The sequence below is a fragment of the Ignatzschineria indica genome (genome assembly GCF_003121925.1).
Taxonomy (GTDB): domain Bacteria; phylum Pseudomonadota; class Gammaproteobacteria; order Cardiobacteriales; family Wohlfahrtiimonadaceae; genus Ignatzschineria; species Ignatzschineria indica.
Genome location: NZ_QEWR01000003.1, coordinates 68,796 through 88,360, shown reverse-complemented (window position 1 = coordinate 88,360; position 19,565 = coordinate 68,796). Strand labels below are relative to the sequence as shown.

General features: G+C 40.2%; 16 protein-coding genes and 1 tRNA gene. 12 read left to right on the top strand and 5 right to left on the bottom strand.

The genetic code is table 11. The features are described from left to right. The first annotated feature begins 51 nt into the window (after positions 1 to 51). The 8 genes from DC082_RS06375 (at position 52) to DC082_RS06340 (ending at position 8,469) form a co-directional block, all read left to right on the top strand. On the top strand, positions 52 to 579 hold the full coding sequence (locus DC082_RS06375; protein ID WP_109236263.1) for a DUF1833 family protein: 528 nt from the start codon (positions 52 to 54) through the stop codon (positions 577 to 579). Next, on the top strand, positions 545 to 967 hold the full coding sequence (locus DC082_RS06370; RefSeq protein WP_109236262.1) for an NlpC/P60 family protein: 423 nt from the start codon (positions 545 to 547) through the stop codon (positions 965 to 967). Before DC082_RS06375 ends, DC082_RS06370 begins: the two co-directional genes overlap by 35 nt. Next, on the top strand, positions 960 to 4,067 hold the full coding sequence (locus tag DC082_RS06365) for a host specificity factor TipJ family phage tail protein (protein ID WP_109236261.1): 3,108 nt from the start codon (positions 960 to 962) through the stop codon (positions 4,065 to 4,067). Before DC082_RS06370 ends, DC082_RS06365 begins: the two co-directional genes overlap by 8 nt. Positions 4,068 to 4,078: 11 nt before the next feature. Next, entirely contained in the window at positions 4,079 to 4,576 is a 498-nt protein-coding gene (locus DC082_RS06360) for a hypothetical protein (RefSeq protein WP_109236260.1), read from the top strand. A 3-nt stretch (positions 4,577 to 4,579) separates the two neighbouring features. After that, the gene (locus tag DC082_RS06355) at positions 4,580 to 6,091 is read left to right on the top strand and encodes a hypothetical protein (protein WP_109236259.1); all 1,512 of its coding nucleotides are present in this window, start codon (positions 4,580 to 4,582) and stop codon (positions 6,089 to 6,091) included. Then, entirely contained in the window at positions 6,075 to 6,821 is a 747-nt protein-coding gene (locus DC082_RS06350) for a hypothetical protein (RefSeq protein WP_109236258.1), read from the top strand. Before DC082_RS06355 ends, DC082_RS06350 begins: the two co-directional genes overlap by 17 nt. Positions 6,822 to 6,925: 104 nt before the next feature. Next, positions 6,926 to 7,717, top strand: a complete 792-nt coding sequence (locus DC082_RS06345; protein ID WP_109236257.1) for a restriction endonuclease — start codon at positions 6,926 to 6,928, stop codon at positions 7,715 to 7,717. Between the two features lie 248 nt (positions 7,718 to 7,965). Then, on the top strand, positions 7,966 to 8,469 hold the full coding sequence (locus DC082_RS06340; protein WP_109236256.1) for a hypothetical protein: 504 nt from the start codon (positions 7,966 to 7,968) through the stop codon (positions 8,467 to 8,469). Between the two features lie 358 nt (positions 8,470 to 8,827). Here DC082_RS06340 and DC082_RS06335 read toward each other — a convergent pair whose 3' ends face one another. The 5 genes from DC082_RS06335 to mutS all read right to left on the bottom strand — a co-directional run bounded on the left by DC082_RS06335 (position 8,828) and on the right by mutS (position 14,494). Further along, a complete protein-coding gene (locus DC082_RS06335) occupies positions 8,828 to 9,451 on the bottom strand; it encodes a hypothetical protein (protein WP_109236255.1) in 624 nt (207 codons plus the stop codon). 94 nt (positions 9,452 to 9,545) lie between these two features. Next, complete coding sequence (locus DC082_RS06330; protein ID WP_109236254.1) at positions 9,546 to 10,532, bottom strand: tyrosine-type recombinase/integrase; 987 nt, start codon at positions 10,530 to 10,532, stop codon at positions 9,546 to 9,548. Positions 10,533 to 10,724: 192 nt separating this feature from the next. After that, positions 10,725 to 10,808, bottom strand: a tRNA-Leu gene (locus tag DC082_RS06325). A gap of 131 nt (positions 10,809 to 10,939) precedes the next feature. Then, the gene (locus DC082_RS06320) at positions 10,940 to 11,713 is read right to left on the bottom strand and encodes an alpha/beta fold hydrolase (RefSeq protein WP_109236253.1); all 774 of its coding nucleotides are present in this window, start codon (positions 11,711 to 11,713) and stop codon (positions 10,940 to 10,942) included. Positions 11,714 to 11,791: 78 nt separating this feature from the next. Continuing rightward, entirely contained in the window at positions 11,792 to 14,494 is a 2,703-nt protein-coding gene (mutS, locus tag DC082_RS06315) for a DNA mismatch repair protein MutS (RefSeq protein WP_109236252.1), read from the bottom strand. 507 nt (positions 14,495 to 15,001) lie between these two features. Between mutS and DC082_RS06310 the strand changes: the two genes are divergently transcribed. From DC082_RS06310 to DC082_RS06295, 4 genes are all read left to right on the top strand, one after another. Beyond that, on the top strand, positions 15,002 to 16,576 hold the full coding sequence (locus tag DC082_RS06310; protein WP_189363328.1) for a TerC family protein: 1,575 nt from the start codon (positions 15,002 to 15,004) through the stop codon (positions 16,574 to 16,576). Further along, on the top strand, positions 16,569 to 17,465 hold the full coding sequence (gene hslO, locus DC082_RS06305) for an Hsp33 family molecular chaperone HslO (RefSeq protein WP_109236251.1): 897 nt from the start codon (positions 16,569 to 16,571) through the stop codon (positions 17,463 to 17,465). Before DC082_RS06310 ends, hslO begins: the two co-directional genes overlap by 8 nt. 189 nt (positions 17,466 to 17,654) lie before the next feature. Continuing rightward, positions 17,655 to 18,506 carry a ModD protein gene (gene modD / locus DC082_RS06300; RefSeq protein ID WP_109236250.1) on the top strand — a complete coding sequence of 284 codons (852 nt, stop codon included), beginning with the start codon at positions 17,655 to 17,657 and terminating at the stop codon, positions 18,504 to 18,506. 192 nt (positions 18,507 to 18,698) lie between these two features. Then, positions 18,699 to 19,346 carry a UbiX family flavin prenyltransferase gene (locus DC082_RS06295; RefSeq protein WP_109236249.1) on the top strand — a complete coding sequence of 216 codons (648 nt, stop codon included), beginning with the start codon at positions 18,699 to 18,701 and terminating at the stop codon, positions 19,344 to 19,346. The last annotated feature ends 219 nt before the right edge of the window (positions 19,347 to 19,565 follow it).

Sequence of the window (19,565 nt, the reverse complement as noted above, 5' to 3'; positions counted from 1 at the left end):
ACATTGGATTACATAGCTCGCATTTGCGGGCTTTTTTTATGGGAGAAATAAATGGCAACATTTGAAGAAGCAATGCAGGAGGCTTTTGCATCAGCACCTGGTCACGAAATTATTTATTACACTATTGAGATAAATCATCCGGCTTTTGAAGTGCCGATTAGATTAGTTCAAGGTAACGATAATATAATCGCAAAGCTAGAAGATGAGGCTGACACTAATCCTGGGGAAATGGTTGAGTTTATTGGAGCACCTTGGGAGCTCAGTTTACCAAAAGTTGAAGAGGGAACAATTCCTGAGATTCAATTAACTTTTGATAATGTTAGTCGTGAGATAACGAATCATATTAGTGAGGCAGTAAAGAGGGAAGATCCTGTAAAGGTTGTTTTCAGACCATATCTTGATAGCTCTTTAGATGCGGGACCACAGATGAAAGTTCCCATTGAAATGGAAGTTTTGGATGCTACTGCAAACAACTATCAAATTCAATTAACAGCAAATGTTGAAGATGTATTTCACGCAGCATTTCCATTGACGAGGTATATACATGACAGATTTCCAACACTCTCTTATAACACCTAGTGATGTCGTTTATTACGTCACTAACTACCGATATGGTGATAATGCAAATGGTGAAAATAATAAGTTTAATTGCTGGGGGTTGCTTAGAGATGTACAGAGGCGATTTTTTGGAATTAATTTGCCCAAGACGAGTCTTGGTGATCCGTTAGCTGAACTTTATAGTAAACAGATGAAGTCTGGTAATTGGGAAATGATTGATAGGCCCTTCCATGGCTGTGGGGTATTAATGCGCTCAGGTAATGACCCTCATTGCGGTGTTTGGTTGGATTTTGAGGGCGGCGGCGTTCTTCATTGTGAGCGAGGCAATGGCGTTCTTTGGCAAAAAGAACATGAGTTAAGAGCTTCTCTTTATGCAAATTTAAAATTTTATAGGTTTAAAAATGGATAAAAATATTGTTGAGTTGCAAGACCCATTTAGACCGGCTCTAAATCCTAACTTTTATAAATTAACAGAGCCAACATCAATTCGAGAGCTGTTAAAAAAGCAAGGGGTAATAGATGAGAAAGGCACTAGAAATAGTGTCTTTGTTGTTTCTGTAGATGGGGATTATAAACTCGAGAAAGATTGGGATCAGCTAGTTGGTGCTGATAACTTAATGGTTCTTATTGCGCTTCCTCCTCACTTAAAAGGTGGTGGTGGGGGTAGTAATCCTCTTCGACTTGTTTTAATGGTTGCGGTGATGGTCGCAGCGATTTATGTACCGCCTCTTGCTGGATTTGGAGCTTTCGGAACAGCTGCAATGCAGGCAGGAATCATGATAGGTGGGTCACTGCTGGTGAATGCATTATTGCCGGCACCTCAGTTGGGAGGCGGTTTTAATAATGATGGAGCACAAGCAAAGCAAGTCAATTTTATTGGGCCGCAGTCAAATCAAGCAAAAGCGGGAGCTCCTATCGCAACGTTGTATGGGCGTAGAAGGATTTATCTTGATTTAGCGGCGCAACCATATAACGAAATGTCTGGTGATGGGGTTTATCTGTATCAATTATTTATCGTAACTCAGGGAGAGGCTGATATTGAAGAGTTATATATTGAAAATACCCCATTCGATAATTATGACGATATTGAATATAAAGTTTATGGACCGAATGAGAAAGTAGATTTATTTCCTGATAATGTTTATACGGCACCAGAAGTACAAGGCTTGAAGCTTGAAGGTTCTGAAAATGGTAATGAACATATTGTTGGCTATCGGGAAAGAACGACATCTAAAGCGATAAATGATAAAAAAGGGAGACCCCCATCAAGTGATTATTGGGAGCCTACTTATGAAAAAACAACAGTATATTCGGAGTTGACTGCAAACATTCAATTTAAAGGTGGGTTCATTGCAACTCCGCTTGGGGCTCAAACTGACACTATAGGAATTGATATTTACCTTCCTCGTGGACTAGCCTATATGGATGATAATGGGAATCCTACTACTAGAAGTGTGGGTTTTATTGCACAAGCTAGACTTGTTGATGATAGCAATCAACCTGCGGGAGACTGGTTTAGCCTTACCAAAGAGACACGGGAAATACCTAAAAATAACACCAGTATAATTTATAGGGCTTTTAGATCTGCAACTAAAGATTTTTTTAATACAGGAATCTGGATTCATGCTGGAACTATTGATGCTATCCCGTTGAGTTATACATTTAAAGTACCTAAAGGACGATATGAAGTCCGTGTTGGCAGGGCTACAGCAGCTAATAACTCAACAAGAATTAGTGATGAAATTCAGTGGGTTGGATTGCGATCATATATGCCAAATAAGCATTATTATGGAAATGTGACAATGTTAGCTGTAAAAATAAGATCAAGTAATAATTTAAACAATAGCATTGCAAGACGAGTAAATGTTATTGCCACTAGAATTTTGCCTGTCTTTAATGGTACTGAATGGGTTAAGCAACCTACAAGGTCAATTGCTTGGGCTGCAGCAGATATTCTGAGAAACAAAGAGTATGGAAGAGGGCTTAAGGATAGTCGAATTAACTTGAAAGAGCTCGAGAGACTTGATCGCATCTGGTATGGCCGCTCCGATTTTTTTGATGGGTATTTCACTGAACAACTGACAGTTTGGGAAGCTTTAACAAGAGTTTTAGAAGTAGGTAGAGCTAAGCCTATTTATGTTGCGGGTATCATTGATTTTGTAAGAAATGAGCCGAGAATAGCGCCAACACAAATGTTTACTCCTGAAAATATTGTAAAAGATAGTTATCAAACGCAGTATGTTTTCCCTAAAACAGGGGAAGCTGATCATATAATCGTTGAGTATACAGATCCTGTTTCTTGGAAGTCTGCAGATATGATATGCGCTTTACCTGATAGTAAGATGTTAAAACCTATGAGGATTGCGATGCATTCAATTACTAGTCCACAACAAGCGTGGAGAGAAGGCATTCATAGAGCAGCGATGCATAGAGTACAGAGAGAGTTTCTCAGCTGGAGTACTGAGCTTGAAGGAATGTCTGTTAGCTATGGTAATGAAGTTTTAGTTTCTTATGATAATCCCGAATGGGGATCTACGGGAAGAATTCAACATTTTAATGGTAATGTAATCCACACCAGTGAAGAGCTTGAGTGGAGTGGTAATAATGTTATTTGTCTTAGAGCAAGAGATGGTAGCGTATTAGGAACTTATGCTATTAAAAGACGTTCAGCAACTAGCGGAATTATTCCAGATTTGCCTTTAGATGAAAAAGGTCAACCTAATTTAAGCGATGGTAGTTGGTGTGAACCAACTCATTATATCTTTGGTAACACCGAGCGCATAGGTAGAAAACTTGTTATTACAGGCGTTGTTCCAGGTAGTAACAATCAAGTATCTCTAAGTGGTGTTATCTATGATGATTATCCTCACAATGCTGAGAATGAGTTAGAAATGCCGATTATTGTTCCTCCGCATGATGACATCGAAGAAGTATTAGCAGTTACATGGATCAGAGTTAAGAAATCAATCCAACGAAACATTTTTGAAGTGTCTTGTAATCAGGCTAGGGGAGCTTTGGAATATGAATTCGAGGTTCGTGTAGGGGTAGCTGCAGAGTGGGAAGCTCTATATAAAGGGGAAACGCCATTATTCACTAGCAAGCTTCCATTTGGCGGACAAATATTTATTCGTGCAAGAGTCATTGGTACCTATGTGGGCGAGTGGTTTGTATGGGTTGGGGAGGTCACGCCAGATGAATCTGCAATAAGTAAAACTAGACCGGGATTACGAGTTGATAAAAGAGGTAATAATCCAGTCTATGCAGATATCACAATCATGGGGGTTGATCTTGATACGGCAATAAGCTACTTCATTGAACAAGATGGGATTGTTATTTGGACGGGCGCTCTATTAAAAGGACAGGAAGCTACAATCACTAGGCAATTTGAATCTGAAGCAATTATTGATCCTGAGGAGGTACCGAAAGAGAAACAAGTTGAATTCAAAGCCTATGCAATCGATAGTTCCGGAGATCGAAGTGAATCAGCTATTAATTATATGATCTATTAAAGGAGTGCTTTATGAGTAATAAGAGGGCTCTTTATAAGTGGCCAGAGCGATTACCTTGTCCATTTATGGAGTATTCATACGCTCCCAGCAATGCCTTCTATCGCACAAAAATGGAAAGCGGTAGAGCAAGGCACCGACGGCGAAGCAAGTCGATCACAACAAAAGTACAAGTGAAATGGAAAATACCGAGAGTTGATATGAAAGACTTTCGGTTTTTTGTTTTTGAGCTAGTGGGGGCAGACGCGGGGTGGGGATTTTTTCTCACCCCGCTTTTATTTGACGACGAAGTAAAGGACATGAAGGCGCGGTTCACGAATCCTGATAACCCGTTTTCAGTGACTAATGAAGAGAATGTTCTTTATATCGTCACAGCAGAACTAGAAGTGATGGAACTCAATTTAATGCAAGAGCATGAATTCTTTGAAAGAAATGCTGATGTGTTTGAACGAGCCATCGATCCACTTCACGAATTGATTAATGAAGATATGCCAGAAAAGTTTGGAGAATAGTAGATGAGTAGAATTTTAAGAGCAACGGATCAGCTTGAAGATGATGTAAGCAAAGCGAATATCTTTGTTCACGGCGATGAGGATGCAACATATACAGCAAAAGATGGAACTAAAGTTCGTTCTATTAGAAATTTGCAGAAAGAAGCGGATATTAATATTGGTGCAGCAGAGCAGGCAGCTAAAGAGGCAAAATCAGAAGCCGATAAAGCAAGAGAGCTCACTCAAGGATCTCAGGTTAGTTCTGGGATTTATGCAAGTATCGAAGAGGGGTTAAGCAAAACAGAAAATAAGGATGTTTTCTTAGTATTAAGAGATGGTGGGATTGATTCTTATCAAAATAATAGTGGGATTGCAGTTTTATTAGAAAAAGATGTCACTTCAATTAGTAAAGTTCTTGAGTTATCAAAATCTCAGAAACACACTCAAAAAACATATGACAATGAATATGATAATGAAAGCTTATTTAAAGTGATTGATGCAGAAGGGCGCAGGACTTGGCTTGAAGTTGACAAAGAAGGGCTTCCATCAAAGACTGCAATTAAAGGGATCGCAAAAAGGCAAGGAGTGAGTCATGAAGAGCTCCCAGATCAATCAGATTTAATGTTTGCCATAGTATCTAAAGAAGGAGTCGTTACGCATCTTGCGCTTGATGAAAATGGTCGTTTCCCAGACTTTGTCATTCGCGATATCGCAAGCAGAATAGGGGTTAAAAAATATCGTAATGATATCGGTTTTGTTGGAAGCTCTAGTGTTTGGCTGATGCATAATCTTATTAAGAAATATTTTGAAGGACATGAATTGGCATTATTGGGCGATTCAGGTGCTAGATTTGATTCTATTGCAGTTCGAGCTGGTTTTCCGGCAACTATTAAATTCTTGTCTGATGAAATTAAACAGGGAGTTAACAGTATTACTACATCATGGGAAATTGATAGAGGCATGGATATGTTCTCTGTAACGCTTGATAACGGATTGACGGGAGATATCCTTTTTTCTAATGATAAATATATTTTTAGATCAAATAAAGACTCACCAATTTTGATGAATTCAGAGATTAATTTTGTAACAGATATTGGACTTTTTGATTTCGTATTTATTAATTCTGGGAAAAATAATCTCGGATCACAGCTGGGAGTCGGTGAGGATATTTTTCATAAAACTTTAGCACTAGTTAAATTTTATGAGTCGCAAGATATTGATTATGTCGTTCTTGATCACTTTGTGAATCAGGGAAGTAGCGAGGCTATTAAAAGCAATGTGCTCGAGTGCAATAAGCTCTTAAAGCGTAGGTTTGGTGATAAATTCATGTCTATTTTTGACATGATTCAATCTGATGAGATGTGGGAGTTCACAGGATTAAATAAAACAGAAGAGGATTTAGTGGCTCTGAATAATGACGAGCTTCCACCTTCTTTTCAGATGAACAAATCTCATTTAAATGAGACTGCAAATAACTATATTGTTTTTAAAATGTTAGAAAAATACAAGGAAATGACTAATGACACAAATAATTAGATTAAACAAGAATATGAATGGAAATTTTAGCGGTAAAGAGATCGTAACACCAATTGGATTAAAGCCAATTTTTTCATTTAATGCGAACAGAACAAAGATGGTAGACGATAGTGAAGCCCTGCCTTCTGATTATGGGAACTTATCATATGTTGAATCCATGATTGAGGTTTTAGGTGATTATGAAACTCCCGCAGTAAGCCGAATTAAGTCAGGATTTTATGGCAACTATTTAGAACTTTCAAGAAAGGGATACAAGTCAAGTGTTAAAAATTCTCAAACCCATAAAAAGCTCCAAGTTTCCATTGCTGTAAAGTTTAGAATAAACACGGTAGAAATAGTTCCTATGATTAATCTTAGGCTTTTATCTTTTGGCGTTGAGGGAGGATATTTTTATCTTCATCCTTTGCCTAGTGGCGAAGGAATTGTCGTAAGATCGAGTGTTGGAGATAAAGAATTTACTATAATTGACAGAAACATTGTGGGAGAGTTGATTTCTTTAGTAGTCGTATTTGATGGAAAGGACTCTCGCTTTACAATAAATGGACGAACTATCTATTTATGCCCGCTTGATGCCATTCCTGATAATAATTATGTTAGGTCCATATATTTAAATGGAAGTGATTCTAAGGCGCGGTTCCAAGAGCTTGAAATTTTCGGCTTTGATTTTTATTCAAGTGACAAATTCACAGATGATGATATCAAGAGGCTTTGGCATAATATTAATAATTAGAAAACGAAAGATTAAAGTATTTATCTTAAAAGATAGCTTGCTGTTTTTATAATATTTAATGACAATACCCTCCATTATTGTTTTAAGTATAATGGAGGGGCTTTATGTCAGGAATTTATGATTCGTATTACGGAGGCATCTCTGTTGATGATTGGGAACATTTTGCTTTGGATTTTTTATGTGAACTAGGTTTCTCTGTAATAAGTGGAGCGGCGATGGGTCCTGATGGCGGTAAAGATGGAGTGGTTTGGTATGAGGGTAAAACTTATATTGTAAGCTGTAAGCATTATATCCAATCGGGGAGATCTGTAGGTGTGAGCGAGGAGCACTCTATCTTAGATAGAATAGCCCATCATGGAGCCAATGGGTTTATTGGATTTTATTCCACATCAGTCAGCCAAACATTGCAGGACAGGTTTCTAGGGTTAAATAAAGAGGGATATCATTGTATTTATTTTGATAAATACAAGATTAGTGAATACCTTCCGAGAGTTCGGTCAACGCTACTACAAAAGTATGGAAGCCCAAAAAACTTTAAGTACATGATGAATGTCGAGGAGTATGAGTGTGCCCCACTCAACTGCCTTGTCTGTGGCACAGATGTGCTAACGGATAGCATGATACCTCTCGCAACTGCAATGATTGCCTTAAATATTGATAATCAATTAAAATATATATATGGTTGCAAACATTGCCTTAACGTTAATGATCTTGGATCGGTGGGGGTATGGGAGTCCTTGCATTTTGAGCAATTACTAGGATGGAATAATTATGTAAATAGCTTCGTGGCACAGCATCCGACTTCGCCAAACTTTTATTTTCATAAAAATAGTTTCGATACAGCAATTTTACAACGCATGTATCCAGCAACTTGGGGAACATGGCTTGGTTACTAATTTACACTTTATGGGTTGTTGCTGAATCGAGATTCAAAGGAAGTATAGGCGAAATTCTAAGTGCAAGAGCTTGGAGAGAGAGAAAGAAAGCTATTGATCGCAGCGATTAATAGCTTTTTCTTTTGGCAGAATAATCACTGCCGTGGCGCTTATGCTCAAGAAGTAGAGCGTAAGCATCAGTATGTTGAGTATTTTAGATAACTCGCTATGATGAGTGTATATTCAATAAATAATAAAGGGATAGAGTGATGAAAGAAATAAATTTTTTCGCAAAAGGAGAAATTACAAATTCTATAGAAGTGGTGAGGAAGCTACTTGAGTGTGGGATATTTTCATCAGAGAACTCACGGCACCCACTATTTAAATCAGCATTTATTGAAATGCTCATAGAGCTTAGAAATTTTATGTACCATTGTGATAATGTTGGAGAAAGAATCAGCTTTACAGATGATGTTAATATTGATGCAAGCAAGAAAATTCATGATGTAACAGATGTAATTAAATACGTCCGTGATGCCTTATGTCATCCAGATTCTGACAATCACTATATAGAAAAGGGGAATATTAAATCCACCTTCAATGTTTGCTTCGGGAAAGCAAATCTCTTAGAAACGTCTGAGTTTAAGCAGGGGTCGGAATATGAAGATGATATATGTTTCTTTTTTGGCTCCCAAAACATCTATCTGAAAAGGCATATAATTAGAGCTTATGAAAAAGCCTTAGTGATATTAAGTCCTATATTTTCACGATGAAATAGAAACCCTTATATAGATAAAAGACCCTGATTAGATTCTGATTTACTTTTCGCATGAAATAAACAAAAATCAACTAAAATCGATCGAAATCCCTCTAAAATCTGCTTATTTTCATTAAAACAGCTAAATTAAGTCGTTTTTATGAAAATCCACCTAAAACAGAAATAAGTACTGAAATTTAAAGCTTATTTTTAAACGAAAAATAGAGGTTTTCTATAACATATTGATATTGCGCCTCATTTAAAGTCGTAAAAGCGGAAGTCGGTTGACAGAATGTCGTTATTGCAACAATAAATATTAAGTAAGCCCAACTACCGCTTTGACGACATCAACTTGATGCACGGCTAAGGCTTGATTACTTTCTAATATATTCGAACTCTGTCTCTCCAGCCCTCAGCCAGTGCATCAAGTCTTTATTGTCGGGGTCTAGTATGTCGATGTCTTTTAATAGGACATCTCCTACTAGCGTCATAAAATGAATTCCTGAGCGGACAATGGTTGTGATAAATATAAGAAATCTTGTCGTGTCAGGCGGGTAAAAAAGATCGGTTTCCGAATCAAATACCTTATGCTCTCCATCGGCATTAATATAGGTATTTATTGCAGTCTCTAGAATATATAAGTTATATACAAACATCACGTCTTGTTCATTTGTTCTTTGAATGGCGTACAAAATTTCAGGACGCCATTCAATAGCCTTCTCTAAAAGCTCATCTTTAATATGCCCTATAAATTTATTTCTTAAATATTTCCCAAAATCAAACTCTTTGGATGTCTTTTTATATTCGTGTGATAGGTGTGGATTCTCCTTGTATAGAGATCTTAGCGTAGATTCAAAATCAACAAGATTTGCAATAGTAACGAGAGCGTATTTTATCATGACCATGCTGCTCATATTTTTTATGCCATTTTTTGATAGATCGCTATCAATCTCAATTAAGTCGGCTTTTATGAGTCTTGATTTAATGAATTTTTTCAATTTTATTATTCTCTTTTTAGCTATATTAGCGAAATCCCCGCCTCTTTCAGCGCTCTTTCATTATTCTCTTTCGTATCGCATTTGTCTATGAAGACTAATCAAGTAAACTCACAAGATGGTCATCATCAGGATTGTAGTAAGTGTTAAGGAGAACTCGTAAATCTCTATGACCGCTTATTTTTGCCAAATCCATTGGGTTTGGTATTTTTTTAGCCATTCTACTTAAAGCTTCATGCCTAGAGTCGTGGAATGTAATATGCTTCAGCTTTTCAGGTCTATGCTTTCTAAATGTAACATCCAACACTGCAGATGTAATTCCTACAGGAAAGCCTTCAGGCAAGAATTCTATTAATTTTATAGCTTCTCTTGAAAGTGGGACTCTACGGTCATCGCCATTTTTCGTGTCTCTTAGTAGGGCTATTCTGCCGTTAATGTCGTTATCTTTTAGTTTTAATATCTCTCCGGCTCTCATTGCAGTTTCAATGGCAAACAAAAAACACCAAGCAGCTTTTTGTTTGGAGGTTTTAACAACGCCTTTTTCTTGATAGTCTAAAGCAGATAAAAATTTTTCGATATCACTATTAGATATTCTTTGATTTCTTGGTTTTTCTTGTTTAGGTTTGCTTACAAGAGTGAAAGGGTTTTCTTTGATTGGCAATCCCCAGGACTTTATCGCATGAGAAAATACAGAACTTAAACTAGACCACTCTCTACGAATGGTAGATCCTTTAACTAATTTCTCTCGAGCCTCTTTCCAGTTAGCGATATCTAAAGGCGTGACTTCATTCACGGGCTTATTCACTATATATGGGAAGTCTCTTAAAAATCTATTTAATATAAGCGTTTCAACTCTAGCTGATTTTTTGTTGACGGTTTCTTCAGCAAGATATCTTTTAATAAGAACTCCGAATGTAATCTCGCTAGGAATAGTTTCGCTATGATTCAGTAGTAAGCTACTTTCATATTCTACAGCCCAAGCATTAGCCTCTTTCTTAGTATCAAAAGTCTTTGTGCGTTTTGGAAAACCTTTCTTTCTGACAACAGCTTTCCATCTTTTACCTACTCTTTCAAATGATGCCATATTCTTTAAGGGTCAATTTAGGGTATCGAACTATAAAGATAGCACATAAATACTGTGAATTATAAGGAGGCGTGACGGGAGGTGGCTTCTGAGGAATTGTCTCTTATCAAAAAACAAGTGTCCCTTTTGTGTCCCCTGAAATAAAAAAGAAGCTTGCAATCTATTGATATACAAGCTTCTTTATTTAAAATTTGGTACCGAAGAAGAGACTCGAACTCTTACGCCTTTCGGCAAGGGATTTTGAATCCCTCATGTCTACCATTCCATCACTTCGGCGCTATTAAGAGGGCTATTTTAGAACCTTGAGACCTTTTTTGTCAATGAAAATTTTTACTTTTCTTAAAGACAATGGTCATAATCATTATCCTATCATTATTTTATTTTGCGCTCTTAGCTTATGATTATTCTTATGCCCGATCCAAAAAGGTTAAAATTGCTTTTACGACAAGATCTGTCTTCTGTGCGTGAACCCAATGTCCGGCGCCGGCGATAATAACGGCGGTTGCATTGGGGAGTTGGGCTTCTACTTCTGCTTGATACTCTTTTTGCACATAGTTGGAATCGCCCCCGATGATAAAGAGGACTTTGCCGGGCCATGTGGGGATTGTTTTCCAGCCGGAAACTTCTTCATATTGTTTGTCGATCACCGGCACATTGAAGCGAAATACACCATTTCTGAAGGATTTGAGGAGAAATTGGATCACAAAATCCCCTTCGGAGATATACTCCTTCATCAGCTCAGCCGCTTCTCGGCGATCGGTAATGCCGCTTGCTTCTACCGCTTTAAGTGCGGCTAAGATATCTTCATGCCGGCGCTCTTGATAATCGACCGGTGCGACATCGATCACAACCATCTTCTCCACGCGATCAGGAATTAACTTCGTGACGGTCATCACCGCTTTTCCGCCCATTGAGTGACCGATAAGAATGACTCTATCGATCTGAAGATGGTCGAGCAGGGTGACGATATCTTGCGCCATAAGATCATAATTCATCTCATCGCTGTGAAAAGATTCGCCATGATTTCGTGCATCGATCTGAATGACCGTATATTCCTCTAATCCACGGGCAATCATTCCAAGATTATTCATATCCCCAAATAGGCCATGCATGATCAGAATCGGTGTTTCATGCTTCTTCACTTCTGGTTGAGTGATTTTATAGTTGAGTAGTTGTGTCATTATCTTCTCTTTGTTACTGATTGTTTTGTAATATGTCGATTTAATGTATTAACCTGATCCTCAATATCACTTTTTACATTAAGAGCGCAACTTCTTTTGCCATTGATAGATCAGATCGAGCGCCATTCTCGGCGTTAAATCATTAGGATCGAGATTTTTGATCTCCTCTTCAACTTCAGAAGGAATTGTTTCCATAAAGAGAGGGAGTTCCGCTTGTGGGCTCTCATATTGTGGAGCGCTCTTCTTCGTCTGTGATGGGGCTTTATTGAGCTTCTGCGCGTTGTCGCTTGTGCTGCTTGAAGAGGTTTGTTCTTGGTTGACCTCTCTATCTGCATCTTCTGCTTTTTGATGCCTTTGAGTGGCTGCTTGGAAGCTCTCTTCTAATTCTGCCAATTTTGCTTTTGCCGCATTGATCACTACTTTCGGTACGCCGGCAAGGGCGGCAACTTGTAAGCCGTAACTCTTTGAAGCGGCCCCTGGTTTAACCTCATGCATAAAGATAATCTCATCTTTATACTCCACCGCATCGAGATGGAGATTGCGCACTGTTGGATAGAGCTCTTCTAACTCTGTCATCTCAAAGTAGTGAGTGGCAAAGATAGTCATCGCTTTTGCTTTTTCGGTTAGATAGACCGCGCTACTCCAGGCAAGGGAGAGTCCATCGAGCGTTGATGTTCCGCGTCCTACCTCATCCATCAAGACAAGGCTCTGCGCCGTTGCAGCATTGAGGATGGTGGCTGTTTCTGTCATCTCTACCATAAAGGTCGATTGCTCTGAGTTGAGATCATCCTGCGCACCGATACGGGTAAAGATGCGATCGATCGGGCCGAGTTCAACGCGTTCTGCCGGTACAAAGCAACCGATATGTGCGAGCAGTACAATGAGTGCTGTCTGGCGCATATAGGTCGATTTACCCCCCATATTAGGACCTGTCACAATCAACATATTGGATTCTGGATTGATGGTGAGATCATTGGGAATAAAGGGGCGCGATAATGTTCGCTCAACAATCGGATGGCGCCCTTTAACAATTTCGATTCCTAATTTTTTATTAAATTGTGGGCGGCACCAATTGTAACGATTCTTCAATTTTCCTAAGGTGATAAAGATATCGATATGGGAAAGCGCATCACTTAAGAGGCGAAGTTCTGTCTGATAGGGCTCTATCTCATTGAGAAGCTGATCCCAAAGCGCTTTTTCGAGGGCTAACGAGCGTTCTTTAGCAGAGAGAATCTTATTCTCAAACTCCTTGAGCTCCGGGTAGATATAGCGCTCAACATCTTTTAATGTCTGCCGGCGCACATACTCTGCCGGCACCTTATCAGAATGAACTTTGGAGACCTCAATATAGTAACCATGAACACGGTTATAGCCCACTTTTAAGGTAGGGATATTGAGGCGCTCGCGCTCTTCTGTCTCCAGATTGAGGAGGTATTGATCTCCTTTGGTGCTGAGATTTAAGAGCTCATCAAGATCGCTATTGTAACCTTCACGGATCACGCCACCATCTCGAATTAAGAGAGGCGGTTCATCAACAATAGCACGCTCTAGTAGATCACAAAGCTCTGCTTGTGGTTTGAGCCAATCGAGCCAGATGGGATCGATTTTGGCAATCTCCCCATTATCGGCAACTGCTTCTACAATCTGTGGTGTATTTTGTAAGATTTTACGAAGCTGGGTAAGATCGCGAGGGCGAGCGGTCTTCAAAACAATTCGGGTGACAAGGCGTTCAAGATCGCCGATCTCTGCTAATGCTTCTAAAATCGTTTGATGATCTCTCTCTGCCTCTAATGCCTCAATAAGATCGAGGCGTTGATTGAGTACTTGATGATCTCTCAGTGGACGATTGAGCCAGCGGGAGAGAAGTCGCGATCCCATCGGTGTTTGACATTCATCGAGCAGCGCGCGGACGGTATGATGTGTTTCGCCATAAAGGGTGCGCTCAATCTCGAGATTACGGCGAGTCGTCATATCGAGAATCACCGCATCATCGATCGATTCGAGGGTAATTTGGTCGATATAATTTAAAGGATCTTTCTGCGTCTCTTTCACATAGGTGAGAAGGGCGCCGGCAACTTGAGTGCCTAGATCATGATCTGCAATTGAGAATCCCTGTAAGCTCTGAGTTTTAAAGTGTTCGCAGAGCAGGGTATAGTTGCGCGCTTGATCAAAATGCCAATCGGGATAGGGGGTAAAGTGGCAGAGACTACGGATCTTACCGGGAATGGTTAATGATTCTCGCACAACAATCTCTGAGGGTTTAATGCGAAGAAGTTCTGCTGTCATCGCCTCTGTTGAGAGAGGGGGCATCACGGCAAATTCAGCTGCCGCAAGATTGATCCATGCGATGAGCCACTGATCTTCTACTTGATCGAGGGCGACAGTGATACTCTCATTTTTAGCATCTAAGAGATAATCATCGGTGAGGGTTCCCGGCGTTAAAATCCGTACGACATCCCGTTCAACCGGCCCTTTTCCAGTCACTTCTCCTACTTGTTCGCAGATCGCTACCGATTCTCCCTGCTTGAGAAGACGTGCAAGGTAGCTCTCAGAGGAGTGATGGGGAATTCCCGCCATAGGAATCGGCGCGCCGGCAGAATTACCACGTTGTGTGAGGGTGATATCGAGGAGCCTTGCTGCTTTTTTAGCATCATCATAGAAGAGCTCGTAGAAATCCCCTAAGCGATAGAAGAGTAACATGTTGGGATAACGTTCTTTAATCTCCCAATATTGCTGCATCATCGGGGTATGTGCTTTTAGATCTTGCTTTCTCTCTGTCATTCGTTTTGCTTCTTGTTATCAAAAGTAGGGTCCCATAGGAGGATCAATTATCGATTGAATCATCTACTCAATCATCTATTCAGTCATCTATCGAATCACTCATTGAATCATTCATTGAATGAGATCTATGAAATGATCTATCAGAAATCATTGATATCAACCATCGATATCAATCACCGATATAAGTTATCTATAGAGTGATCTATAAATTGAACGATAAAATCGTAGGGAAATGGTCCGAAGAATCATGATTAAATCAGATTGCCCTTATTAAGTTTTTTAAAAATGGTGTAAAATAAACCTTATTATCTGTTATCTCACGACTATATTGTAACCTCTCTCAAAATCTAAAGTTGATTCTAAAGTGGATTCTAAAGCTGATTGAGTAGGCTTGAATTTATAGTTGTCTAGATACCATATATTCTTTATGTCATATATTCTGTATGCCATATACCTTGTAGACCATATATTCTTAGAATTCTTAGAAGGAGAATCATGGAAGTATTTTTGGGGTCGTTGATTGATCCATCAGTGTGGGTATCGCTCGTTATCCTTCTGTTATTAGAGGTGATATTAGGGATTGATAACCTAATCTTTATTGCAATTCTTGCCAATAAACTTCCACCCCAACAGCGTAACAGAGCCCGTGTGATCGGTCTCTCCTTAGCCTTAATAATGCGCATCATTCTGCTCTCTATTATGAGCTGGCTGATTACGCTAACAGAACCACTCTTTGTTGATCCCATCTTCCATCATCCCTTCTCATTTAGGGATATTATAATGGTCTTGGGCGGATTTTTCTTGATTCAAAAAGCCACACGGGAACTTCATGAACGAATTGAAGGGGAGATTGAGCTGAGTAATCGCTCTAAAACCTATGCAAAATTTTGGCCCATCGTTCTACAGATTATTGTGCTTGATGCGGTCTTCTCCTTTGATGCGGTGATTACGGCAACGAGTATTGCCAATTACCTCTGGGTGATGATTTTAGCTGTCACCATCTCTATGGGAATGATGATCTTTGCCGCAAAAGCCTTAACGATCTTTGTCCATAAGCATCCGACGATTGTGGTGCTCTGTTTAAGCTTCCTCTTGATGATCGGTCTAACCTTAGTGGTAGAAGGTTTTGGCTTTGAAGTACCGAAAGGTTATATCTATGCCGCGATCGGCTTCTCCCTCTTTATTGAGTTGATCAATCAATGGATCAATCGTAAGCAAGAGAGTGCAAATAACCAATACTCTCGCCGGGAGCGTACCGCTAATCTTGTGCTTCGTCTTTTAGGTAATCAGCCAGAAGAGTCCGATGAAGAGGATAGTGAAGAGAAGAAGGATGAAGAGACTCCGATTCTCTTTGGCGAGGATGAGCGTAACATGGTTAGTGGCGTCTTAACATTAGGGGAGAGAACAATTCGCTCTATTATGACGCCAAGAAATGAGATCTCCTGGATCAATATTCAAGATTCTAAAGAGCGCCTTCTTGAAAGCATGAATGAGAATCCCCATAATCAATTTCCGATCTGTGATGGCACCTTAGATAATGTCAAAGGGGTTGCACGATCGAAAGATATTGTAATGGATCTTATTGAACATGGTCGCATCCAAGAAGAATCGATTAAGCATGTGATCTTCTCCCATCGCTCAACAAGCGTCTTGAAGATGATGGATATCTTCCGGGAGAGTAAAGCGCACCTTGTTGTCGTAACCGATGATTTTGGTGGTGTTCAAGGGGTTATTACACTATTAGATGTCTTTGAAGCAATTGCCGGAGAGTTCCCTGATGAAGATGAGGGACTCTCAATTGAGAAGGTCTCCGATGATGAGTGGAATATCGATGCCGGCTGTGATCTATTACTGGTAGAGCAGACACTCAATATTCGCGGTCTTGTTGATGAAGATGGTGATTACAGCTCATTGGGAGGCTTGATGGTGGATCAATTCGATAGCCTTCCTGAAAAGGGCGATTCTCTAGATATCGAAGGTTTCCGTTTTGCGGTGACAGATGTAGATGACAAACGAATCTTAATGGTCAATGTAAAGCGGCTTGAAGAGAGCAGTGACAATATAGAGGAAGAGCATGATTAATAATAAAGAGAAGAGTGTGGATCATTTAGATCGTTTTATCTTTGATAAATTACCGATTCGTGGTGAGCGCGTGTTGTTAGAACATACTTGGCGCGAGCATCTCGTCCGTCGTCACTATCCTAAGAATGTTGAAAAGTTATTGGGTGAGTTGATCGCAACCACAGCGCTTTTAGGGGCAACGATCAAGATTGAAGGTCGATTAACGGTACAGATCGAAGGGAATGGTCCTGTCAGTCTCTTAGTGGTTCAAGTCAACCATCTTCATGGTTTGCGCGCAACGGCTAAAATCGATGGCGATGTTGAAGGGTTAACTACCTTAAAAGAGCTCTGCGGTGATGGAAGAGTGGTGATTACAATCGATGCTCCCCACTTTAAACAGCCCTATCAAGGGGTGATCTCTCTGACTGAGGAGAGTATCGCAAAAGCGATCGAGTACTACTTTGAGACATCTGAACAGTTACCAACACGCCTCTTCTTAGCAACAGGTCCTAAAGCGGCGGGGGGATTGATGATTCAACGCCTTCCTGGAGAGATTCATAATGAAGATCTTTTCAATCGTGCCATTATGCTTGCAGAGACGGCAACAGAAGAGGAGTTATTAACGCTCTCAACAGAAGAGTTACTCTATCGCCTCTATGAGACTGATGAGGAGCTTGCGGTTCGTCTCTTTGAACCAGAGCAGTTCCACTTTGAGTGTAATTGTTCAAAAGAGCGCTCGTTAACGATGCTCTATCATTTGGGTGAGAGTGAATTGCGGGAGCTTTTAGAAGAGCAATCAGGAAGTGTCTATGTCGATTGCGGTTTCTGCGGTAAGCGTTATCTCTTTAGTGAGAATGATATCGATTTCTCACTCTGTACACCGGAAGAGCAGCAGAAGTTAGATGCTTAAAAGAGCAATATTTTGCATCAAATTGACATCCAATTTAGATTAAACTGACATCAAACTTCTATCTAATCGATTGAAGCAAAAATGATGAATCAAAATTTATCAATAGTGAGAGCGTTCTGTGAAGCATCATAGAGCGCTTTTTTATAAGAGAGCTGGTGAAGAGAGCTAGTGAAGAGAGAGGAGCAGACTATGTTTGTGACAACGGCCGCGATAGAGCGTCTTATTGAAGAGGATATCCCCTATATCGATCTTACATCCGAGCTATTAGGGATTGATCAGGCACCGGCAGAGATCCGCTATATTACACGGATGGATGGGGTTGTTGCCGGTACAGAGATTGTGGCAAAACTCTGCCGTCATCTCGATATTGAGCTTCTCTCTATGAAGCGTTCCGGCACAAGGATTGCAGCAGGAGATGAGCTTCTTAAAGCAAGAGGGAGTGGTGCAAATATTCACACACTCTGGAAGGTGGGGCAAAATATTCTCGATTATAGCTCCGGCGTTGCGACGATGACGCGGAAAATGGTGGATATCTGTGAAGCGGCTTCTCCTAAGGTTGCGCTTTTGACGACGCGTAAGAGTATTCCTGGCACGAAAGCTTTAGCGATCAATGGAATTGTTGCCGGCGGCGCTGTTCCCCATCGTTTAGGGCTCTCTGAAACGATTTTAATCTTTAAACAGCATCGTCAATTTTTAGGTAGTGATGAAGCATTAGCTGCGAAGATTGCCGAGATTCGCCATCTTGCATGTGAGAAGCGAATTGTGATTGAGGCTGATTCAATGGAAGAGGCGCGTCGTTTTGCGAAGATGGGTGTTGATATTATTCAATTTGATAAGCTCTCTGTTGAGGCGTTAAAAGAGGCTGTTGCGGAGTTGCGTATCCATTATCCTGATCTCCATATTTTAGCTGCAGGTGGTATTAATGGGAGTAATATTGAGCAATATTGTCAGACAGGGGTGAATGGTATCGTTACAACAGCCCCCTATTATGCTAAAGCGCTCGATATTAAGGTGGAGATCGAATGTAAAGCATCAAAATAATGCATCAGAGTTATTCTTTGAAGCCGTGTTTTGAAGGTATTCTTTGAAGTCATTTTATGTAATTTTATACAATTTTATCTATCGAGTTTTCTCGAACTTTTATCGATTTTTTTGTCGAATATTTATTCAGTTTTTTTAAATTATAATCTTAGGAATCAGAATCTTAAGAATCAGGAAGGGAAGCGTCTGAAAATGGGTGATCGTTACTATAAAGCCCCGGAGAAACCTTATCAAGAGCGAGATCGCGTGACCGTGGCGCTCTCAGGTGCATCGGGTGCGCAATATGGATTGCGTCTGATTGAGGTCTTAGTACAATCGGGCTATCCCGTCAATGTCCTCTTAACGCAGGCGGCATTGATGGTTCTTGCATTAGAGATGGATATCCACCTCGGTAGTAGAGGGGCGGAGCAGAAGCAGCGCTTGATGCAACGATTTTCAATTACTGATCCCGACTTGATTCAGCTCTATAGTGAAAAGGAGTGGACAGCACCCTTAGCTTCCGGCTCAAATACCTCTTATGCTATGGTGATCTGTCCCTGCTCGATGGGGATGTTAGCGGCAGTTGCTTCGGGGCAATCGAATAATCTGATCGAAAGAGCGGCAGATGTGATGATTAAAGAGCGTAGAAACTTAATGTTAGTGGTGAGAGAAGCTCCCTTTAATCAGATTCATTTAGAGAATATGTTGCGCTTAAGTCAGATGAATGTACAGATTATGCCGGCAAATCCTGGGTTTTATCACAGGCCCCAATCGGTTGAAGATATTATCGACTTTATGGTGGCGCGTATTTTAGATCAGCTCGATATTCCCCATCAATTGATGTCGCGTTGGGGAGAGTAGTGTAGAGGGGAGAGTAGAGGGGAGAGGAGGAAGCCCTCTTAGTATCCCTTTTTAATCGTCATGATTGATCTATTGATCAGTTATTTTATGAGAGCAGAGCACTTTAAAACCTTATTGGAAGGTGTGCTAAAATGGGGCGAAATGATGAAGAGAAATGATAGTCGATCCAAGATCGATCGCCGGTCGATCAGAAGACGATCAGAAGTTAATCAGATGTCG

Bases quoted from the DNA above. Each gene is read 5' to 3' on its own strand.
- DC082_RS06375 (WP_109236263.1), top strand. From the start codon at position 52: ATGGCAACATTTGAAGAAGCAATGCAGGAGGCTTTTGCATCAGCACCT.
- DC082_RS06370 (WP_109236262.1), top strand. From the start codon at position 545: ATGACAGATTTCCAACACTCTCTTATAACACCTAGTGATGTCGTTTAT.
- DC082_RS06365 (WP_109236261.1), top strand. From the start codon at position 960: ATGGATAAAAATATTGTTGAGTTGCAAGACCCATTTAGACCGGCTCTA.
- DC082_RS06360 (WP_109236260.1), top strand. From the start codon at position 4,079: ATGAGTAATAAGAGGGCTCTTTATAAGTGGCCAGAGCGATTACCTTGT.
- DC082_RS06355 (WP_109236259.1), top strand. From the start codon at position 4,580: ATGAGTAGAATTTTAAGAGCAACGGATCAGCTTGAAGATGATGTAAGC.
- DC082_RS06350 (WP_109236258.1), top strand. From the start codon at position 6,075: ATGACACAAATAATTAGATTAAACAAGAATATGAATGGAAATTTTAGC.
- DC082_RS06345 (WP_109236257.1), top strand. From the start codon at position 6,926: ATGTCAGGAATTTATGATTCGTATTACGGAGGCATCTCTGTTGATGAT.
- DC082_RS06340 (WP_109236256.1), top strand. From the start codon at position 7,966: ATGAAAGAAATAAATTTTTTCGCAAAAGGAGAAATTACAAATTCTATA.
- DC082_RS06330 (WP_109236254.1), bottom strand. From the start codon at position 10,532: ATGGCATCATTTGAAAGAGTAGGTAAAAGATGGAAAGCTGTTGTCAGA.
- DC082_RS06320 (WP_109236253.1), bottom strand. From the start codon at position 11,713: ATGACACAACTACTCAACTATAAAATCACTCAACCAGAAGTGAAGAAG.
- mutS (WP_109236252.1), bottom strand. From the start codon at position 14,494: ATGACAGAGAGAAAGCAAGATCTAAAAGCACATACCCCGATGATGCAG.
- hslO (WP_109236251.1), top strand. From the start codon at position 16,569: ATGATTAATAATAAAGAGAAGAGTGTGGATCATTTAGATCGTTTTATC.
- modD (WP_109236250.1), top strand. From the start codon at position 17,655: ATGTTTGTGACAACGGCCGCGATAGAGCGTCTTATTGAAGAGGATATC.
- DC082_RS06295 (WP_109236249.1), top strand. From the start codon at position 18,699: ATGGGTGATCGTTACTATAAAGCCCCGGAGAAACCTTATCAAGAGCGA.